Here is a 20,141-nt window from a genome sequence, read left to right on the forward strand (position 1 = left end):
CGCTGGCCATTCTGCTTTCACGCAGGTCCGGGACGGAACCGGCCACCGACTTTCACGCTATCGCGTTATTGCGGTGGGCCGAAAATGCCCATCCGGGCGTTTCTCGCCGCCATCTCCGCCTTGCCGTAAATGCCGGTCGGAGCGGCCATCGCCCAGCCGTTGGAAACCAGCCAGGCGCCGACATCCTGCTTGCCGAGCGCGCAGGGCGCCGCGATGGCGAAACGGTCGGCATCCGGCGGCAGGAAACATTTGAGCGCCCGGCCGCGCAGCCAGGCGTTGAAGGCTGCCCGCGCCCGCTGGCCGCAGGACCAGTCGGTGTTGTCGAACGTGCAGGTCCTGTCCGGGTCTATGTCGACCGTCCCGCTGATGGCGACCGTGCGTCCCATGGCTTCGAAGACTGCCGAGGAGGTCGCGACCGGACGGAAAAGCAGCGTCTCGCGCCAATCCCGCGGCATCGGTGTCTTAGGTCGCGGCGCAAGCCCGAGCTCGCCAAGCGGAGGACGCGGCTCCGTGCGCTCGATCCCGGACGGGTCGAGCGGCGGCGGCGCAATGAGATCCGCGGCGACCTTGCGCGCCGACCGGCCCGGTCGCGCGTCATGCAGAGGGGCATGGGAAGCCGCCTTCAGATGATCGGCGCCCTGAGCCGGTGCTATCGAGGGCGGGTCGGGCGGCAGCCGGCGCCCGCCCTCGGCGATCAGCACCATGCCTGCGAGCAGCCCGAGGCCGCCGAGCGCGGACGCCAGCAGCGGACGTCCAGGCGGATTCGCCTGGCTCACGCGCGGAACCTCGCGGGATAGCGGCGGCTGTCGATGCTGCCGCCCGGGCCCGACCCGTTAGCTCCTGTCGACACGGCGCCACCCCCGTTGAACCGGATCACACATTAGACATGAGCGACATTCCTTGAAAAGCAAGGCGTTGCGTTAAGTGTCGAGCAACCAATGCGGCCTAGAATCGGTCATCGGATGTCGAGGGGATGACATGATGCGCAAGCCGATACTGCTTTTTGCCTTTCCGGCCCTGATGCTGCTGCTGCTGGCGGCGGAGCGGGTGGCGGCGTTGCTGCTCGGATTCTACCCGGCCAGCCCCGCCGTGTGGCACGCCTGGCTCGAGCTGCGCCCGTTCTCGACCATGTTCTGGCAGCAGGCGCACGTCTATCTCGGCGGGTCGATGGCGCTCGATGCGGCCATTATCGTCTTCGCGGCAGGCGCCTGCTGGATGATTTGCCAGGCAAAAAGGTCCGCCGGATTCTTCCTCGCCAATCATGCCGCGCTGCTCTTTGCGGGCAAGATGATGGCGCTCAGCAGCCATGCGGAGACGGCAAGCACGATCGCCGCCTTCACCGTACCGAACGGCTGGCATTTTTCACTTATGCTCGACTTCAGCCTGCAGAACTGCCTAGTGCTGTGTCTCGGTCTCGCCGCCTGCGCCTACTGCCATGTCGCTTTCCTGCGCGAGGCCAGGGCGCGCGCCGAAGCCCGCACGGTGCGCATGCTTTCGCTGCAGCGCGATCTGTAATCCGCCGGTCTCGGCTCAAGCAGTCGGATGGCCCGCGGGCTCAGTTGATCTTCTTGTAATAGACCTTGCCGTCGGGCTGTTGGATGCGCTGGTAGGACGGGTTGGGGCCTGGAGGCGCGACCTTCCGCTTGAAGGAGGGCTGTGCGTTTGCGGCATCGCCTCCGCTTGCGTCGGCCGCTGAGGCATCCGCCACCGTTGTGTTGTCGAGCAGGGCCGGCTCGACCGCCCCCGGCGCTGGCTCGCTTGCCGCGACGGGCTGGCCTTGCTCCAGCTTGGCGATATTGCCGTCGATCTGACCGAAATTCGCCTGCAGCTGGCGGTCCAGCGTCTCGAACCGGCTCTGGAAGCCGTTGTTGACGGTGTCGATGCGGGCGCCGATGCGCTGCTCGAACTGGCCGAGCTGTTCCAGCCGCGCCTCCATCGTCCTGAGGTCGTTGACGCCTCGATAGAGATAGACGGCGGCCGTCACGTTGACGAAGGTGATGAGCGCGGCGCCAACCACGAACACGCCGATCATTCTGGCCCGGCTGGGCTTTCCCGGAGCGGCTTCCCTGTGACCCAGTTCGATTGCCGGAACGTCCGGCTCGCTGATCATCGTCATTCAACCACCACCTTTGCGCCCACCGCGACGCGCTTGAAGAGATCGATCACATCGGTGTTCGTCAGCCGGAAGCATCCGGACGTGCCGTCGAAACCGACGCCCTTGGGATCGTTGGTGCCATGGATGCGATAGAGCGTGTCGCGCCCGTCGCGCGACAGATAAAGCGCCCTGGCGCCAAGCGGATTGTAGGGTCCGGCCGGCACCATTGCCGGCAGTTCGGGTCGGCGCGCGCGCATTTCCTTGGGCGGACGCCATTCCGGCCATTCGGTCTTGGAGGCGACCTTGACCGTTCCGGTCCAGCCGAAGCCGTCGCGGCCGACGCTGATCTGATAGCGCAGCGCCTGGCCGGGGCCCGTCACCAGATAGAGCGCCTTCTCGCTTTTGCGGATGACGATCGTACCCGGCTGCTCGCCGGTCTGGAAGGCGACCGCCTTGCGCAGGCTGGGGCCCATCGCCGGCAGCGGCGGCAGCCCGGATCCGGCCTCCGCCAAACCGCAGGCCGATATCGACGCCATGCCGATCAGGCAAGCGGCCGCAAAATGCGTGGCGGTGCGACGCACTTGCTTTGCCGCAATTCCGGACGGAAAACCGCTTCGCACTTTTCCTGGAATTGCTCTAGCGCTGGGCATTGTCCAGCCGCTCCTTGAGCATGCGTTTCAAATCCTTGTTGAAGCGCGCGCGCCCATCCACCTCGGAGGGCAGGATGGCGCGGTTCAGCGCATCGGCCAAGAGTGCGTTGTCCAGCGCCAGCGACTTGATGTTCGGCGCCTTGAAGATCTTCTCCAGCTCGCTGCGCGAGAAGTGGTTGCCGAACCATTTGCGCTTGTGCTTGTTGGCGACCAGCGTGATGCTGACCTTGTTGCCGCGCAACTCGCGGATCTTCTTGTAGAGCCGCTTGCCTTGTCTCAGCGAAGCGACGTTGAGCTCGAAGACGATGAAGATCTCGTCGCTCGTGCGCAGCACCGAATCGTGCCACGGCGTCTCGATGTTGGGCAGGTCGATGACGATGTCGTCGAAGCGGTAGGCGACGAGATCGAGCAGCCTGAAGACGAAGTCGGAACCGTGCGGCTCGAACGGCAATTGCGGCCGCTCGAAGGAATAGAGCGTGAGGCCGGACGGCCGCGACAGCTTGATGACGTCCATCAGCTCGACGTCGAGCCGGTCCGGCTGGCCGATGATGCCGGAGAGGTCGAACTGGTTGAACTGGTTGAGATAGGCGCCGCAATTGGCGCTCTGGAAGTCGAGGTCGACGAGGCAGGTCGAGGCCGCCCGCTCGGCCGATTTCGAGGCAAGGTGTTCCGCCGCCGAGATCGCCAGCGTGGTGGCGCCGGCGCCGCCGCTGGCGGCGATGAAGGTGATGATACGGCTCTTGGTGCCCTGGCTGCCGGTGTCGTGGAAGGTGACGGCGTTGAGCAGCTCCTTGGCGTCGAGCGGCTTGTGCAGCCAGTCGGACGCGTTCATGCGCACCAGGACGCGCGTCTGCTCGGAGGTGAGCTCGTCGGAGATCGCGATCAGCGGCACCGACGCCCAGGCCGCGCGCGCCTCGACGATCGCCGGATTGCCGAGCAGCTCGCCATTGCCGAGATCGAGGATGATGATGCCCGGCCGGCTGTCGGCCGGCGGCCCCTTCAGGAACTCCGCCGCGTCCGAGATCCTGACGTCATAGATCGCCAGCGCGTCGAGCCGCGTGGTGACATCGCGCTTGAAATTCGCATCGGCGGAAAACAGCGCCACTTGCTTTCGCTTGGTCGGGAGAACTCTGGTGTCGATGGCGTTCATGGGAAAGTGCTCTTCATGTCTTCGCCCGTGACCGTGCTCAGCATGGAGGGCATGGTGATGTTGTTGAACCCGAGCAACCCGGCCAGGAAAAAGAATTGGAATTGATGATTGACGATGCTGACGGTTATGGTTGGGACGGGGCCGTTGGGGCGGGTCCAGTAGCCGAGGCCGGACGCCTGGTACTGGATCTGCACTTCGGATTTGGCCAGCAATGGCAGGAATGTCTGCATTCCAGGTCGGCTACTGTTGCCGTTGAAAATGAAGTCGAAGGCCGCCTGGTTTGCGGTTAGGTCCTGGCATGTAGCCCCCGATCCGCAGGTGCACGAGGCAACTCCTGCAGCGCTGGCTGTGCAGATGTAATTATAGGTATTGGCCGGGACAGGGTTGCCTACGTCCAGCGAGTTGCTGGGCGTTTTTGCCTCCAGCAAAAGCCCACTTGCGACCGGATTGGAAATCTGCGCCAGTCTTGCTCCGACCTGCACCGCCTTGTTGGCGGCATTCCATTGGTAGAAGGCATAGCCGAAATCGACGAAGCCGAGCAGCAGCGTCAGCAGCATCGGCATGGCAATGGCCATCTCGACCATCGTCGACCCTGATTGGCTCGCCCAAAATTTGTGTGGCAGCCTCACCATCCGAAGACGCGCTCCTGATGGGACACGGACAGGCTGATTTGACCAAAACCGAGATAGGACCAGAAGCCGAGATCCGGATAGGGATAGGATGTGCTGACCTCCACGACAACGACGTTGGCGGTGCTGCTGAGGTAAAGTTCAGTACCGGTAGCGGGATCGATCGCTGGAGTGGATGATACCGGGGTGATTGTAACTTGACTTGGCAGCCATCCACTCACCCGAGCGCTGGTGCCGTTGATCGCCCCGTTGGCCGCAAGCGTCTGTGCCAGCCCCTTGCATGTATCCCAATCACTGCTGCAACGCGCCATATAACGAGCCGCATCCTTGACGCCGGCGTCGAGGAGCATGCGCGTGTTCAGGATGTTGCCGAATTCGAACACGCCGCCGGCCAGCAACAACACGAACGGCGTCACGATAGCCACTTCGACCAAGGCGGCTCCGTCGACGTCGCTGTTAAAACGCTGGATGATATGTTTGAGCGCGGCCAGCATGGCTTTACCGGTAAAGCTGCGCTTCGTTGCGCTGTAGTTTTTTCAGGGTGTTCTGGCCGACCGAGGTGCTGATGTCCTCAAATTCGGCATAGATATCGGCGTTGGGCGAGCCTCCCGCTGGCTCGGTGACAAACATGCTGGCGAAGGCCTGGACGGGCAAGGTCTGTCCGCCGCCCTGCACATTGTTGGCACCGCAGTCGATGATCGCGACGTAGAGCAGCCGCCTGTCAGCACTTTGCGTGGTTGTGTTACACGCCGGGGCGGTCTGCTCAAAGCTGGTCCTCAGCGCGGCGTCGGATTGGTGCTGAACCTCATAATTATACACGCAATATCTGCTGGGGTTGTTGCCGCAAACATTCTTTACGATCTGTCCTTTGGATGTGTCTTTCGGATAATTGGTGTCCCAGTATCCTGGACTGGTCGAGGTGCCGTAGAAATTCCAAGTCCCATCTCCAAGGACGCCGGCTTGTGTGCAGCCCCCATTGTAGAAGCAGTTATCCCTAGGCAGCGCCATGTAGTTCTTCGCTTGCCCACTGCTCGGAGTGGAATAGCTGCAATTCTTCCCTGAGCCCGAGGCAACCATGCCTTTGCGAACATTGGGCGCCGGGGGGTTCACGGTCGGATCGGTCTTGTAAGGTCCGCTGTTGTCGAAAAGATCGAAACGGGTGTTGATGCCGGTGTTCACCGGAGGGATGTTGCCTGGGCGAGTTGTCACGCCGTTTTGGCTGTAGCAAGCCGGTGGGTTTGTCACGGCGAACATCTCAGTGAGTGTTGCCGTGGACTTGTCGCCTTCAGGGGAGGATAGGAAGCCATAGTTTCCCGGCCCGTACTGAGCGCTGTTGCCGCCGGTCTGCTCCTTAAGCCAGACCATCGGCTTGCTTGTTCCCGAAACGGCCGTCTGGAGGGCACCGAGGGAGGTGTACGGATTACAGATGAACATCGGCGTGAATTGGCACAGCGCGTTGGTGAAGCCTGCGACGGCTTCCGCGCCGACATTGAAGCTGTTGGCCGAACTGCCCGAGAGGTAAGAAACGGGGAACATGGCGGTGAAGCTCTCCGGTTGAGCCGTCACCTGGATGAACTTGGTTGCAGCCGCCGATGCTGCATAGTTGGCCGAAGTGATTGGAGAGGAATCACTTGCGGGAATGCTCGCAAGGAAGCACCAGGAGATCTGGCCTCTCGACCGGCATGCGGAATAGGTCGGATTGACCGTGGCGCTCCCCGTGCCTGGCAAGGTCACGACGCCTGCATCGGCGAATATGGTATTGTTGGAAACCAGGTTGCCAAGCGCTCTCTCTGCTCGCGTCCAGGCATCCGAATTGCCATCAAGCTCCGCCGCGCCGGCAAGCGCCAGCGCATCGACACCTTTTTGCAGATCGTTGTGCAGGCCGTTCGCGCGGCTCATATCGAGGGCCAGCACGGCGAAGCCGACAAGCACCGGCAGCATGATGGCGACGAGGATCATTGCTACGCCGCGCTGATCGCGCCAGAATTCACGAATGGTCCCCAACATGACCTACTCTCCATTCGTGTCGGGTGTCCTCGCGCGCCCGACGCGCTGCATCCTTCTGTTTAGTTCGTTACGATCGGCGCGCTCGACGGCCCGACATTGACTGTCATGTTCGTCGCTGGTGCTGCCGATCCGCTCGGCGGAAGCTTGTATTTTTGAACGACGCCGACAGACCGGGCGCCGTCGCCTTCGATCTTGGTGTTGTTCGAAGCCGGGTTGTACGGATCGACCGTCTGCAGCAGCTGATTGGCCTTCTGCGAGTCGCCCGATGCCAGCGTCATCGTGTCGTAATTGTTAAGATAGTCGGCCGCGCAGCCCGCAAGGAGGCTGCTGCCGAGAAGGACGAGCAGGAGCTTACTTTTTGACATAGAGCAGCTTGTCCTTCGATTTGACATCCAGCATGTGGCCATAGGGTCCGGTGACGCCTTCGCCATGCTCATACATGCGGATCATGTCCTTGCTGACTTCGAGCTGGCCGAGCAGCATGAGTTCGGGATCGTTGGCGGGCCTTGTCTTGTCGAATGGCGTCGCCAACTGCTCGCCGGGCTTCACCGGCCGCACGAGATGCGGCGTGACGATGACGACCAGCTCGGTTTCTTCCTTCGCCGTGCTCGAATTGTGGAACAGCGCGCCGACGATCGGGACCTGACCGAGCCACGGCACCTGGTTTTGCTGTATGGTGTTTTTACTCGAAAGCAGGCCGCCGACCGCGAAGCTCTGGCCGTCGCGCAGGTCGACCACCGTCGACAGTTTGCGGTTGGTGAAGATCGGGTCGCCCGCGCTGGTGAAGCCGGTCAGGTCGCTGACTTCCGGCGCCAGCTTGATGTGGATCTTGCCGTCGTCCAGCACCACCGGCGTGAAGTTCAAATTGACGCCGAACTGCTTGAAGACAATCTCGACTTCGCCTTGCGCATTGACGCTGCGCACCGGCACTTCGCCGCCGGCGTTGAAGCTGGCCGTTTCGCCGGAAACCGTGGTGAGGTTCGGTTCGGCCAGCGTACGAACGACGCCTTTCGCTTCCAGCGCCTCGATGATGAGGTCGACCTTGATGTTGCTATCGATGATGCGGGTGATGAGCGCTGCGAATGGGTTGGTGTTTGACAATAGCCCGCTGACCAGATCGCCGGTTCCAAGCACGGTACCGTCCTTGTCGACCGTGGCGTCGCCAGTCCCAACAACCGTCGTGCCCCGGCTGTTCTTGCTCCTGAACGACACGCCGAGATCGCGACCCGCATTGCGCTTGGCCTCCAGAATGCGTACCGACAGATTAACCTGCTCGCTGTCGTCGATCGTCACGGCATTGATGATGGCGTCCGGACCATATTGCTGGGTGACTTCCACGATGGATGCCAACGTCGCGGCGTCCTTGACGTGACCGCTCAGGCGAACCTTGCCGTTGATCGAGCCGATCTCGATGCGCGCCTTTGGCGCTACCTGGCGAATGGCGACCGCCATGTCGCTGACATCCTGGCCGACCTCGATCTGGATGGCGCCAAGTGAGCGCTTGTCCTCGGAAAACAGATTGACGGTGGTGGTGCCGACGCTCTTGCCGATGATGTAGAGCGTCTTGTCGGTCATCGGCTGCGCGTCGGCGATCTTCTCGTCGCCGACCACGATATCGCCCAGCGTCGCATTGACTGTGATCGTGGTCGATTGCGAGACCGGCACGAACACGCGGTGCAGCGACGGGTTCGACACATCGATAAACCGGTCAGCCGCCCTGGCCGGATGGCCAAGCATCGCCGGTGCAATCAACAAGGATAGCGCGACCGCCGCTATCCTTACGCAAAACCCGTTCATTCCCCGTCTCCCCGCTTACTGCCAATGGCAGCCCCGCCGCACCGACCCTCGTCAGTCTTGTCGCGGCACTTCGTATGTTTCCAGCTTGATACCACGGAACACACCGACTGTCGCTTGCTTCGGCGGTTCCGGCTGGACGTATTTGATCACTTCCTTCACCTGAGGCTGCGCCTGGGGAGCGGCGGCCACGACCGTAACCGGCTTTGTCTTGCTCATCTGGTCGATCTGGCTGCCGACTCGTTCCACGGCCTTGGCCAGTCCGTCTATCTTCTCGTCGGCCTGCTTGCGCGCCGCTTCCTCGGCTGCCTGCCTGTCAAGTTCAGCCTGGCGCTTGGCGACATCCTCCGGCGTGTCGCCGGTCAGGTCCGCCAGGGTGACCCTTTCATTCGTCTCACCTTTGCTGCCGGCAGCCTGGCGCAAAGCCAGCGACAACTGGCCGGCGCCCGCTGCCAGTGTCAGCTTCTGGGCGTCTTTTGTGCTCACTTCGACCGTGACTGCTTTCACGACTTGCGGGGCGTCTTTGCTCTCGTCGGCAACCTGGTCGACGGCGAGCACTTTCACGCTTTGCAACAGCACGTCGACAAAACTCTTGTCGACGCCGTCGTCGCCGCGAACGTTTCGGGTCAACAAAACATCGACTCGATCGCCTGGAAAGACAAAGCCCGCGACGCCGAGTACGTCGTTGACGCGGATGGAAACCGCTTTCATGCCTTCGCCAAGCACGGCCGACAGCGTCGCCCGCTGCCCCGGCCCGGTAATCTTGGCGGCGAGAATGGGTTCATTGGCGCTGATCGATTGCAGCGCCTGGCGCGCGCCGTTGCCGGCCATCGCTTCTTTGATAGTTCCGAAGGCCCCTGCCGGCACGGCTCCCGCCGGCCACGCAATTTCGCGCAATTTGTCGGCGCTCAGCGCATCGCCGAATTTCAGTGGCACCGCCGCGACCACGACCGAACTGATCTGCACGCCATTGGACTGCGCCAATGCGTTCCGCTGGCCAGCAAGCCAGATATTGACGAGTACAACCGCCAGTACGCCGAATATGCCGGCGAGGACGATCATGATCAATGTATTGGCACGCATGAGCCCCGATGCCCCCGAAAATGGAACAGACGATCCGGGACTGGGCGCTACCTAGCCCCGGAACAGAGTTGCTAGCAGGCGCTGATCACCGTCCCGCTATTAGCTTTCAGCGTCGTGCAGAGCGTCGCGAACTGATGAGTCACGTAGGCGCCGATGCCGACAATGGCGGTGATCGCCGCCACGGCGATAATGCCGATCAGAATGGAATATTCGACCATGGCAGCGCCGTTTTCATCGTCGCGGAACTGCCGGGTCATCGTCGTGAGCTTCTTCATGCCAATTTCTCCCTTTGGAAGTTTGAACACGATGAGGCAGCGCCTGGGGCAAACCCCCGTACCCATACCACCCTTCATGTTCATTCCTTGGATATGCGAATGATAGGGGCCGAGCTCTACCCGGCCCCGTATCCAGATTATCAGCAGGTGATCGTTGCACCGTTTGGATGGGCCTTCAGCGTCGTGCAGAGGGTCGCGAACTGATGAGTCACATAGGCGCCGATGCCGACGATGGCGGTGATCGCCGCCACTGCGATAATGCCGATCAGAATAGAATACTCGACCATAGCAGCGCCGTTTTCATCGTCGCGGAACTGCCGGGTCATCGTCATGAGCTTGTTCATGCCAATTTCTCCCTTTGGAGGTTTGAACCCGACGAGACAGAGCCAAGGAATGAACCCCATACCCAAGCATCCCCCGTCACGTTCAATCCTAGGTCGCGCGAAAAAGCAGTGTCAAACGGATTAACGGAAGCTTAACCTTTCAATACTCGATCTGAGGCTTTCTCAATTGCGACAAGGGCTTGATTCGCCTCATTTTTCAAGTGATTTTAACCATTCATTCACAATTATGCCACGGTTGGATCGCGCTGTTGACGTATTAGAAATCCGACATAATTCAGTATATCTAATGCGTTGGCGGACTTAAGTGCACTGGTCACGGCAAAGGTCTTAGGACCTTGGTCTGGGTGCGAAGGGTAAGTCAAAAATAGTTATGTTGTTTCGCAACTACTTTCTTAACTATGTCACAAGTAATGCGCGCACCTTGGCGTCAGACCGCTTGTGCCCCTTGTGGTTAACGCTTAGTTTCCGGCTTGGGGAAATCAAAAGGGGTAGGCGGCATGTTGGGTCGCTTCATCAAAGGGCCAAGTGAGCAGCGGGCGTTGCAGGCGCCGCCCGTGGTTGCGATCTCGAATGGGGCGGCCTCGGTCATCGCAACGGATGCCGAACCGCAAGATCTCGACTTCCTGACCTTGAAAGTCGAGCTGCATCGCCATCTCATCGATCGTTTCAACCTGTCGGCGCTGGAAACTGCGTCAAAGGAGGAAATCCTGAACGAGATTCGGCCGATCGTGCGCGAGTTCGTGCGAAGCCGGAACGTGCCCTTGAATGCCCGCGAGCTCGATCAACTGACCAGCGACACCGCCGACGAGATGCTCGGCCTCGGGCCGATCGAACCGCTGCTCAAGGACGAATCGATCACCGACATTATGATCAACACCCATGAGCGGGTGTTCATAGAGCGTCGCGGCCTGATCGAACAAACCTCGATTCGCTTTCGCGACGAAGCGCATCTGCTGCGCATCATCAACAAGATCGTCTCGGCCATCGGTCGCCGGGTCGATGAATCCGCGCCGATGGCGGATGCCCGCCTAGCGGACGGCTCGCGCGTCAACATTGCTGTGCGGCCGGTCTCGGTCGACGGCCCATTGGTCTCGATCCGCAAATTCTCGAAGAACCCCTATTCGCTGGAACGCCTGATGGCGTTGAATTCGATCCGCCAGCCCATGATCGATATGCTCAGGATAGCGGTGCAGGCGCGCAAGTCGATCCTGGTTTCCGGCGGCACCGGCAGCGGCAAGACGACGCTGCTCAATGCCCTGTCGAGCTACATTCCGTCAAAGGAACGTCTGGTCACCATCGAGGACGCGGCGGAACTGCAATTGCAGCAGCCGCATGTCGGACGGCTGGAGACGCGCCCGCCCAATGTCGAGGGCAGGGGCGAGATCCGCCAGCGGGAGCTGGTTAAGAACGCCCTGCGCATGCGCCCCGACCGCATCATCGTTGGCGAAGTGCGCGGCGAGGAAGCCTTCGACATGCTGCAGGCCATGAACACCGGCCATGAAGGCTCGATGACCACCATCCATGCGAATACGCCGCGTGACGCCATCTCGCGCCTGGAGCAGATGATCGGAATGGCTGGGTTGCCGATGACGCATGAATCGATCCGTGCGCAGATTGCCTCGGCCATCGACATCATCGTGCAGACGCAGCGCCTTTCTGACGGCGGACGGCGAGTCGTCTCCATTTCGGAGATCACCGGTATGGAAGGTAACGTCGTGCAGTTGCAGGAAATCTATCACTATGTCAGGCGCGATGTTGCCGCCGACGGCACGATTATCGGCGATTTCCGCGCAACCGGCGTCCGCCCGCGCTTTGCGTCCGAGGCCGCTACGCTTGGACTTCATTTTGCCAAAGACGCCTTCAATCCGCAGGTCGCCCTGTGATGCTGACGGGACAGGCGTTACTCTATTTTATCTATGTGGTTGCGGCCGCCTCGGTCATCCTTGCCGGTGAGGCTTTCTATCTCTCTCTGGCAGGCCGGCGTTCGCGTCGGGTCGCGGTCAATCATCGGCTTCGCCGTATCGCCGATGACGCACCGGCGGAACGGGCATTGCAGGGTTTGTTGCGCGAACGCGGACTGACCGATTCCGGCGACTTTATCTCCGGCTTTGTTTGGCTTAATCGGCTGTACACCCAGTCCGGCGTTACCGGAAATCCACTGACCTTCGCAACATCGTTTTTCCTGACCGGCCTGGCGCTGGCACTGCTCCTTTGGTTCTTCGTCGGCCTCGCTGCGCCGGCGGCCTTTATCGTCTTCCTTGTGGTTGGCTTTGCGCTGCCGCTTCTCATCTTGCGGCGGGCCCGCAGGAAAAGGGTGCAGAAGTTTGCAGGCCAATTGCCCGATGCACTGGATATGATCGTGCGTTCATTGCGCGCCGGTCATCCCGCCTCCGTCGCTATTGGTCTTGTCGCCCGCGAAATGCCGGATCCGCTTGGCACGGAATTCGGCATCGTCGCCGACGAAATCACCTTCGGATTGAGCATGGAGCAGGCGGTGCGGAAATTGTCGGAGCGGGTGGGTTTTGAAGGGCTTCACCTGCTTTCGGTGTCGCTGTCGATCCAATCGAAGACGGGCGGCAACCTTACCGAGATACTCTCTAACCTTTCATCCGTGCTGCGCGAGAGACAGAAGCTTAGATTGAAGATCAGGGCGCTCTCGGCTGAGGGCCGCGCATCCGCGTGGATCATCTCGCTCTTCCCGATCGCAATGTTCTTGATACTCCAGATTATTTCGCCGTCATACTACGGAAAAGTCTGGGGAAATCCTGTAATCTTGCCGGTCTTCCTGACATTCGGCTTTTGGGCGCTGCTAGGCGACTACATCATGTATCGCATGGTTGCTTTTGATTTCTAGGAGTGAGCCATAAATCTGCTTTCCAACACTGATGATTTGATTTTCCTGGTCTCAGTCGCCGTGTTCGTGGCGGCGGTTGCCATGTTCCTGTTCGGGGCGTTGGTATTCCTCCCGGCAATGCAAACGCGCAGGCTTGTAACTGACAGTTTGGTTGGCGATGCGCGTATAGACCCGCGCTCGATCCTTGGGCAAGACCAGCGCGCTAAGATCGCGGCGCAGAAGCCTGTCGACGCCTATTTCAAATCGATCGAGAAGGAGCGCAACGAGCCGAACGCTCTCGAAGCCAAGCTCTTTCGCGCCGGCTTTTATCACGCGAGCGCGCCTCTGATTTACACACTTTGCCGGCTAGGCGCCGTCGCCGCTGGCTTTCTGATCATGTATGCCCTGTTGTCGAAAATCATGCCGCCGCGGCTACCTGGCTTCTTCACCGTCGCGGGCGCGAGTTTGATCGGCCTCGGCTGCATCGTCATCCCGAGTATCATGCTCGACCGCTTCGAAAACACGCAGAAGCAGATTTACCGTCGCTCCTTTCCCGATTTCATGGACATGATGATCACCTGCGCCGATGCGGGCATGAGTCTCGAGGCCGCGGTCGAGCGTGTGAGCCAGGAGATGGCGAGCACGCACAAATGGCTGGGCATCCAGCTCTCGATCATGAATCTGCAATTGCGGGCAGGCAAGCCACTGCGCGATGCCTTGCGCGAGCTTGCCGATCGTATCGGACTGGATGAGGCAAAGGCGTTGGCGGTGCTGTTCCGGCAGTCGGAAGAGCTCGGCACCAGCCTCACCGACGCTTTACGTGTCTACAGTGCTGAGATGCGCAGCCAGCGAATCCTGCGGGCCGAAGAGCGCGCCAACGCCTTGCCGGTCAAGATGATGATACCGCTCGGCCTGTGCATTTTCCCGGTCGTCATGATGGTTGTCATGCTGCCAGTGATCATTCGCATGAAAGGCACTTTCTTCTGATCCGCCATATGATTATCTTCTAAAATAGAGTCGGGGACTCGTGGGACACAAAATGACAAAGCGCCTCGCAGTCGCGACCAGCCTGCTGCTGATCTTCTTAGCCGGTTGCCAAACGAACGACTCCACGGGCGGCGTCATGCGCACCAACGAGCCCGCCAAAGGCGATTATACCGCCTTCGGCGACGCCTTCGACGGGCTGAAGACCGTCAGCGATGTCGACTATTACGCTTCGGACCAGGCGATCACCGAAGCCAAGACCCAGTTCCGTTCCGAAAACTACGGCAACGCCGGCGCCCTTTTCTACAAGGCGACGCGGCTGGCGCCCAATGACGGCGTCGCCTGGCTCGGCCTCGCCGCCTCGTGCGACCGCATCCGCCGCTTCGATCTGGCCGACATGGCCTATGGCCGGGCTTACCGGCTGCTCGGCGCGACGCCGGAATACTACAACAACCTCGGCTATTCCTATCTGCTGCGCGGCAAGTTGCAGGACGCGCGCAGCAACTTCCTCAAGGCCTATGAACTGGCACCAAACGATCCGACGGTCGCCAACAATCTGAAACTGCTGTCGTCCAGCGTGCAGAATATCGAGCGGTAGGGGCGACCCATGTTGGTGACCGCTTCGCTTGTCTTTCAGGGGCTGGCAATCCTGCTGCTCGGGCGCATTGCCTGGATCGATTTTTCCACACAGCGTATACCCAACCGAGACGTGCTGCTGTTGCTTTGCCTTGGCCTCGGAGTTCTGCAATTCCAGTCGCTGCAAACTCACTCATGGTTGGATATGGGCCTGAGCGCATTCGGCGGCCTCGCCCTGTTCCTGGCGCTCTTTCCATTCTGGCTCTTGCGCAAGATCGGCGCCGGCGACGTCAAGCTGATGAGCGTCACCCCATTTCTGATTGGCGGAGGCAATCTCGCCGTTTTTTCCATATTGCTGCTGGCTTTCGCAGTCGCCACAGCGGTTGTGATCAAGAATCCATTCCTGCTGCCGGCGGGGATGTTCCGCCACTATGTGCAGCATATGGACCGCAAAGGGATCGTGCCCTTCGGCGTGCCGATCTCAATGGCCGCGATCTGTGCGCTGGCAATGCAGATGTATCATGCCCTGATAGTGGCAACCAGCTCAGGGATACTGGAGCAGCTCAACTAGTCGGTCATGAACGCTATGGGATTCAATGATAGTTGGAAGAGTTGGCATTCCAACAGGCATTTCCTCTTCGTGGTTTTGCTTTACGCATTGGCTGCAGTTATCGCCTCTGCCCATTGGCATATCCCAGTTGACATCCAGATATACAGCGATGCCTTTTTACTCTTCGGGTTTGGCGTAACAGTTATCCTGTTCGCGGTCATCTCCGTTCGCGTCATGCTCGAACGACCGCCGCGTCTCTATCCCGCCATCCGTGATCGCCTGCTGGTTCACAAGCTGCCTGAGCGGCTAATCATTGGCCTGCCCGTCATGCTGGTCCTTCCGATCTTCTTTTCTTTATTTACCAGCATGAAGGATGGCATCGGGCGTATAGTTCCGTTTTATGCAGATAAATATCTTATAGAATTCGATAGAATTATTCACGGCGGAATTGATGCGTGGAGGATATTAGGCCAATTTTTTGGGACTGCGTTTATCATATTCAGTTTGAATTTTCTATATAACCTTTGGTTTATAATTATGCTTACAATTCTGTTTTGCGTAACTTTTACAATTGAAAATGAGAGAGTCCGTTCCCAATACCTCGTAGCGTTTGTCCTCATTTGGGCCGTTTTGGGTAACGTTGCTGCGGTACTTTTTTCCTCGGTGGGCCCGGCCTTTGTTATGAGCTTTTACAATGATTCCACGTTTCTGTCCTTGATGAATTCTCTCCAGGCGACAAACAAAGTCTATCCTGTTTGGGCCCTTGACGCTCAGCGTTTGCTCCTTGCCAATGCGGGATTGCATGGCCCGCGCCTGGGCAGCGGCATCTCTGCGTTTCCTTCGTTGCATGTTGCCGTGGCTACCCTGAACGCGATCTATCTCTGGCGCTTTGGCGGGTTACTGCGCTGGTTCGGCGTTGCCTTTTTGATCGCAATTCAGCTGGGCTCTGTGCATTTGGCCTGGCACTACGCCGTGGATGGCTACGCTTCGATGCTGGCGACACCGGCCATCTGGGTACTGGCCGGATGGCTGTCCGATTTACCCCGGCGGCCCGTCGCCCTGATAGCCGCAAGCTAGCAAGCCCCCCTAAACCCCGACGTCGATTTCTCCGCCAGCCTTAGCTGACCTTTTCGATCCTGAAGAAGGGCGTCGACCTCTGGCTTGACCTGTCGGCATGTAAACGGAACGGGTCTCTCCAGCCGCCGAAGCCGCTCGTGTTCTCCAGTCGGCGCTTGTCCAAGGCGATATGGCAATGTCTCCGATATCATCCATCCGAATGCGCGCTGGCTCAGAAGCCGCTTAACTAAGTCAGGCGCCATCTGCGTTGCGGTACCGGTTTTTTCTCCGGCGCGTCGCCTGAAGTAGCCGGTTTTGGCGAGTCAAACACCAAGCGTTCGATGAGGGCAACCGCCCCTGCCGCTGTCGCGCAGAGAGCAGCCAAAACGAATAGCTTCCTAAGAAAATCCAACGAGCCCCCCAAGCCTAAGAGCTAAAACCCCGACGTCGACTTCTCCACCAGCTTCAACTGCCCCTTTTCCACCTTGAAAAACGGCATCGACCTTTGGCTCGAGCCGTCGGCGCGGAAGCGGAACAGGCCGGTCGAGCCGCGGAAGCCGGTCGTGTTCTCCAGCACCTGCTTGTTGAAGCCGTCGGGTCCGGCCGAGCTCGCTATGCCCGCGCTCAGCGCCACCATGTCGTAGGCATAGGCCACGTTGACGTCGGGCTGGTACTTGTAGGTCGTCTTGAAGCGGTCGGCGATCGGTCCGGTCTCGCTCTCGTCGAGCGTCGCGATATAGGCGCCCTCATAGAGCGGATCCATCGGCCGGTCGAGCCAGCGGTCGGTGCCGATCAGGGTCACGGCCTTGCCTGGAATGCCTTTCGCCTTCAGCGCGGCGAGCACGGCGATAGGGCTGCCGTCGCCGCAGGCGACGACCACGGCGTCGGGCGCCTCGACCAGCGAGCCCATGTCGGACACCACCTTCGCGCCGCCATCCGTCGCCGAATAGGGCAGCGTCACGGCAAGCGTGGCGCCATAGATGCTGAGCGCGTTGGCGACTCGGGATTCAATGGGGCTCGAATCCGCGCCCGCCGGCACCATCAGCACGAATTTCCTGGCGCCCTTGCCGGCGATCGCCGCCGCGCCCGCCGCGGCGCTGTCGGCTTCGCTGAGCCGCACGGAATAGACGCCGGGGCCGCCGGCGAAATTGTCGGCCAGCGCCAGCACCGGCGGCCGCTTGGAGCCGGAGAGCTTGGCAAGGTGCTGCGCGGCCGCAAGCTCGGACGGTCCGATGACGACCTTCGCCGTGCCCGAGGTGATCGCCTTCACCGCCAGATCCTTGGCGTTGGCGCTGTCGCCGCGCGTATCCTGGATCGTCAGCGTCAAGAGCTTGTCGCCGAGATCGGCCATCGCCAGCCGCGCGCCGTCATACATTTTCCTGCCGTTCTCGCCCGTGCTTCCGGGGGCCGAAAGCGGCAGCAGCATGGCCACCTTGGTCGGCCCCGTGCCGAGCGTCAGATTGGCCTGCGCCGCGGCGGCCGAGGTCGGGCCGTCCGATGTCGCGCTGGCCAATGCCGGCTGGGCGGGCGCCGCGGGAACTCCCGCCTGGCCGGCGGGTGCCGCGATCGCCGATGGATCGAGCACGTCCGATGCGCCGCTCTTGGACTGGCATCCGGACGCCGCCACCGCAACGGCAAAGACCAGGGCCAGGGCTCGCCAACGCTCGCGTCGGAGATCAGTCGCCCGCATCATGCCGGCATGCGCGGCAACCGGCGCCGTGGCCGCGCAGGCGTGCGCCTCCACCCGGGCTTGCATCGTCATCATTGCAGCCGGTCGGCGCAGCGCACGCCCGTCAGCTCAATGCATATACTCGACCATGCGGTCGTGGAAGCACTCGCATTTGTTGAGCGTGTCTTCGTCCTTGTAGTTCGTCTTGAGGTAGCCATAGGCCATGCCGCAGGCGACCTTGGCTTCCGAAGCCCAGACGAAGGCGGGACGCGACGAGTTGATCCATTCCGGGCTGTTGGCGACGGCGACCGACTCGTCCATCAGCTTCACCACATGGTCCTTGAGCTCGACCATGTTGTCGGTCAGCACCAGGTCCGACGTGCCGACGGTGCGGCAATAATTCACCGCCGGCTCGCCGATGATGTCGGCGGCGAAGCCCGTCGACCCGGCGAGCAGCAGCGCCGCGGCCGAAGCCAGCAATCTTGCGGAATGTCTCATGTAAGCCCCTCTCCAGATTACGAATTCACGTGTTGCTTATGCATAGCATGGGAGTGTGACCAAGCGCTACGTCAACTGAGCCATCACGTTTGTTCTATTGGTGCGTTGATCAAACAGTCACAGTTTCCGTATGCGCTGGCTGGCTGTGGTCGTAAAGGATACTAATCGTAGATCCGACACCAACCCCTGTCAGCGTTGCCACTTCGACCATGTTGCCCCCGGCAGCGGTACCGTTGTCGTCGACCATCACGTGAGCGTCGCCGTTTGAGAAGGTGACGTTGACTGAGTCGCCTACCTGCGGATCAGTAGTCGGCGCGTCGCCTCCAAGGGATTTAAGTAGCTCTGACAGGTCGATAACGTCCTGGCCGGGTGTATAGTCTGCGATGACATCGGCAACGTGGACCGTGAGCTTGGATGCATCGATCACAAACGTATCCGCGCCCGCGCCGCCGGTTAGGTGGTTAAGTCCCGACCCGCCGTAGATGATGTCGTTTCCGTCGTCGCCGTAGAGGGTATCGTCGCCGAGACCGCCAATGAGCAAATCATTTCCACCGGCGCCATGCAGGGTGTCATTTCCATTCATCCCAGCTAGGACATTGTTCGAGCCATTGCCGGTCAAGGAATCTGCAAAATCCGAGCCGATGATATTTATTACTCCTGCTGCAGCGGTCTCGGTCACGCCCGAGCCGGAACTCGAATGGTCGCTCGTTACACTGCCCGAGGAGAGCAAATCGACTGCCAGCGAACTTGTGGAAGTGTCCCCGTCCGCATCCTTCAATAGAAGGTCGAAGTTCAGTTCGACCGATGGGACGTTTGTGACGGTCGTGACAAACGCAAAGGCTCCGATATCAAACGACTCTCCGTTAAGGCTTGAGGTTCCAGGGGCGATGGCATTTTCGATTTCAATCCTGTCATAGCCGCTTCCAGAGGCCGTCACGAGAACGGTGTCGTGGAGATCTAGGCCTGTGATCAAATATCCGCCGTGTCCATCCGTCGTCAACGAAGCAAGGTTCAAACTCACGCCGTTCACTTTGATATCCGTGATCGTGGTGAGCTGAGCGTCGTTCGCAAGGGCTGCTGCATCCGCTGCGGTGTTGGTGTTTGGATCGTCATCGCCTGCGTTATAGATGCGCACCCAGGTTTCGATCGAGTCCGCTGGCGGGCTGCCATTCACCTGTACAATGGCAAACTGGAAGTCGTTGACATTATAGTGAGTCGAGTAGTCATAGGTGTTGTTGTTGCCAGTTGAGACGGTCAGATCGTTGACGAAATCGATCCGTAGATTGTCACCGTCGTTCATGGAGTTATTGCCAACACCAATCCCAGTTGTGCTCGCCGAGACCGCCGATCCTGTTGCCGCATTGCTCGTTCCGTTTGCCTGGGTTACGTAACCGGAAAACAGCAGGTCCTGGGTGGTTCCCGCCACGTCTAGGGCCTTGAATTGCTGCGAGTTCGAGCCGAGCGCCGAGAAATTGTCGATGTGCGTCTGCTCTGTGGCGCCAATCGCGGCGAACACTTCAACCTGGTAATGGTCAGAACTAGACGCCAGGCTTCCGTCTGGCTGCAGCGTGATCTGGAAGATCTCGGTTCCGGTGCCTAGGCCGCCGGTCCACCCCTGCAACTGCATCGGGGTGGCAGGATTGTTGTCATGGTCAACGAGGTACAACAGGATAGGCTGACCTCCTGACGTCAGATTGACTGTGCTTCCATTTATTACGCCGGTGGCCTGCTGGCCGTTCACGACGTTGGCAAAGCTGATGGACCCAAGCTGGTCAGCGCCGACATTGTTGTCGATGTTGGCGTCCCAATCCAGATCGAATGTCGCGATGCTGTTGACCGCGTTGATGAGAACTGCCGTCTCGGGAGACAGCGCCGTAGGCGCATCGTCGTTGAAGGTGATGGTGAGCGTACCGGGCGCCGTCGAGCCGTCGGCGTCGGTGATGGTGTA

Annotated in this window: 22 protein-coding genes; 7 read left to right on the forward strand and 15 right to left on the reverse strand. The window is 60.2% G+C overall.

Features of this window, described 5'->3' with window-relative positions:
• Positions 1–65: 65 nt before the first annotated feature.
• The gene (locus RFM52_RS27225) at positions 66–776 is read right to left on the reverse strand and encodes a thermonuclease family protein (RefSeq protein WP_320298775.1); all 711 of its coding nucleotides are present in this window, start codon (positions 774–776) and stop codon (positions 66–68) included.
• A gap of 202 nt (positions 777–978) precedes the next feature.
• On the opposite strand from RFM52_RS27225, the gene RFM52_RS27230 reads away from it, so the two are divergent.
• Positions 979–1,515 carry a hypothetical protein gene (locus tag RFM52_RS27230; RefSeq protein WP_320298776.1) on the forward strand — a complete coding sequence of 179 codons (537 nt, stop codon included), beginning with the start codon at positions 979–981 and terminating at the stop codon, positions 1,513–1,515.
• Between the two features lie 40 nt (positions 1,516–1,555).
• On the opposite strand, the gene RFM52_RS27235 is transcribed toward RFM52_RS27230, so the two are convergent.
• The 11 genes from RFM52_RS27235 to RFM52_RS27285 form a co-directional block, all read right to left on the reverse strand.
• Positions 1,556–2,116, reverse strand: a complete 561-nt coding sequence (locus RFM52_RS27235; RefSeq protein ID WP_320298777.1) for a hypothetical protein — start codon at positions 2,114–2,116, stop codon at positions 1,556–1,558.
• Complete coding sequence (locus tag RFM52_RS27240; protein ID WP_320298799.1) at positions 2,113–2,631, reverse strand: L,D-transpeptidase; 519 nt, start codon at positions 2,629–2,631, stop codon at positions 2,113–2,115. Before RFM52_RS27240 ends, RFM52_RS27235 begins: the two co-directional genes overlap by 4 nt.
• Before the next feature lie 100 nt (positions 2,632–2,731).
• The gene (locus tag RFM52_RS27245) at positions 2,732–3,895 is read right to left on the reverse strand and encodes a CpaE/TadZ family protein (RefSeq protein WP_320298778.1); all 1,164 of its coding nucleotides are present in this window, start codon (positions 3,893–3,895) and stop codon (positions 2,732–2,734) included.
• On the reverse strand, positions 3,892–4,479 hold the full coding sequence (locus tag RFM52_RS27250; protein WP_320298779.1) for a TadE family protein: 588 nt from the start codon (positions 4,477–4,479) through the stop codon (positions 3,892–3,894). The genes RFM52_RS27245 and RFM52_RS27250 overlap by 4 nt, the downstream gene beginning before the upstream one ends.
• 41 nt (positions 4,480–4,520) lie before the next feature.
• Entirely contained in the window at positions 4,521–5,018 is a 498-nt protein-coding gene (locus tag RFM52_RS27255) for a TadE/TadG family type IV pilus assembly protein (RefSeq protein ID WP_320298780.1), read from the reverse strand.
• Between the two features lie 4 nt (positions 5,019–5,022).
• Complete coding sequence (locus RFM52_RS27260; protein ID WP_320298781.1) at positions 5,023–6,531, reverse strand: TadE/TadG family type IV pilus assembly protein; 1,509 nt, start codon at positions 6,529–6,531, stop codon at positions 5,023–5,025.
• A gap of 59 nt (positions 6,532–6,590) precedes the next feature.
• Positions 6,591–6,896, reverse strand: coding sequence for a hypothetical protein (locus RFM52_RS27265; protein ID WP_320298782.1), 306 nt, complete (start codon positions 6,894–6,896; stop codon positions 6,591–6,593).
• Entirely contained in the window at positions 6,883–8,328 is a 1,446-nt protein-coding gene (locus RFM52_RS27270; protein ID WP_320298783.1) for a type II and III secretion system protein family protein, read from the reverse strand. The genes RFM52_RS27265 and RFM52_RS27270 overlap by 14 nt, the downstream gene beginning before the upstream one ends.
• A 51-nt stretch (positions 8,329–8,379) precedes the next feature.
• A complete protein-coding gene (gene cpaB / locus RFM52_RS27275; protein WP_320298784.1) occupies positions 8,380–9,408 on the reverse strand; it encodes a Flp pilus assembly protein CpaB in 1,029 nt (342 codons plus the stop codon).
• A 71-nt stretch (positions 9,409–9,479) separates the two neighbouring features.
• Complete coding sequence (locus RFM52_RS27280; protein ID WP_320298785.1) at positions 9,480–9,683, reverse strand: Flp family type IVb pilin; 204 nt, start codon at positions 9,681–9,683, stop codon at positions 9,480–9,482.
• Between the two features lie 140 nt (positions 9,684–9,823).
• Entirely contained in the window at positions 9,824–10,027 is a 204-nt protein-coding gene (locus RFM52_RS27285) for a Flp family type IVb pilin (protein ID WP_320298786.1), read from the reverse strand.
• A 497-nt stretch (positions 10,028–10,524) separates the two neighbouring features.
• On the opposite strand from RFM52_RS27285, the gene RFM52_RS27290 reads away from it, so the two are divergent.
• From RFM52_RS27290 to RFM52_RS27315, 6 genes are all read left to right on the forward strand, one after another.
• Positions 10,525–11,910 carry a TadA family conjugal transfer-associated ATPase gene (locus RFM52_RS27290; RefSeq protein ID WP_320298787.1) on the forward strand — a complete coding sequence of 462 codons (1,386 nt, stop codon included), beginning with the start codon at positions 10,525–10,527 and terminating at the stop codon, positions 11,908–11,910.
• Positions 11,910–12,881, forward strand: coding sequence for a type II secretion system F family protein (locus RFM52_RS27295; protein WP_320298788.1), 972 nt, complete (start codon positions 11,910–11,912; stop codon positions 12,879–12,881). The genes RFM52_RS27290 and RFM52_RS27295 overlap by 1 nt, the downstream gene beginning before the upstream one ends.
• Before the next feature lie 81 nt (positions 12,882–12,962).
• A complete protein-coding gene (locus RFM52_RS27300; protein ID WP_430699311.1) occupies positions 12,963–13,847 on the forward strand; it encodes a type II secretion system F family protein in 885 nt (294 codons plus the stop codon).
• Positions 13,848–13,899: 52 nt separating this feature from the next.
• The gene (locus RFM52_RS27305) at positions 13,900–14,442 is read left to right on the forward strand and encodes a tetratricopeptide repeat protein (RefSeq protein WP_320298789.1); all 543 of its coding nucleotides are present in this window, start codon (positions 13,900–13,902) and stop codon (positions 14,440–14,442) included.
• 9 nt (positions 14,443–14,451) lie between these two features.
• Positions 14,452–14,991, forward strand: a complete 540-nt coding sequence (locus RFM52_RS27310) for a prepilin peptidase (RefSeq protein ID WP_320298790.1) — start codon at positions 14,452–14,454, stop codon at positions 14,989–14,991.
• Between the two features lie 6 nt (positions 14,992–14,997).
• Positions 14,998–16,047 (forward strand): phosphatase PAP2 family protein, encoded by a 1,050-nt coding sequence (locus RFM52_RS27315; RefSeq protein ID WP_320298791.1) that lies wholly within the window; start codon positions 14,998–15,000, stop codon positions 16,045–16,047.
• Between the two features lie 412 nt (positions 16,048–16,459).
• Here the strand turns inward: RFM52_RS27315 and RFM52_RS27320 are convergent, their stop codons facing one another.
• From RFM52_RS27320 to RFM52_RS27330, 3 genes are all read right to left on the reverse strand, one after another.
• Positions 16,460–17,716, reverse strand: coding sequence for a penicillin-binding protein activator (locus RFM52_RS27320; protein WP_430699313.1), 1,257 nt, complete (start codon positions 17,714–17,716; stop codon positions 16,460–16,462).
• Between the two features lie 108 nt (positions 17,717–17,824).
• Complete coding sequence (locus RFM52_RS27325) at positions 17,825–18,193, reverse strand: hypothetical protein (RefSeq protein ID WP_040989379.1); 369 nt, start codon at positions 18,191–18,193, stop codon at positions 17,825–17,827.
• 109 nt (positions 18,194–18,302) lie between these two features.
• The coding region (locus RFM52_RS27330) for a calcium-binding protein (RefSeq protein ID WP_320327885.1) at positions 18,303–20,141 on the reverse strand (1,839 nt) is incomplete at its 5' end.

Source organism: Mesorhizobium humile, from assembly GCF_033977215.1.
Classification (GTDB): domain Bacteria; phylum Pseudomonadota; class Alphaproteobacteria; order Rhizobiales; family Rhizobiaceae; genus Mesorhizobium; species Mesorhizobium humile.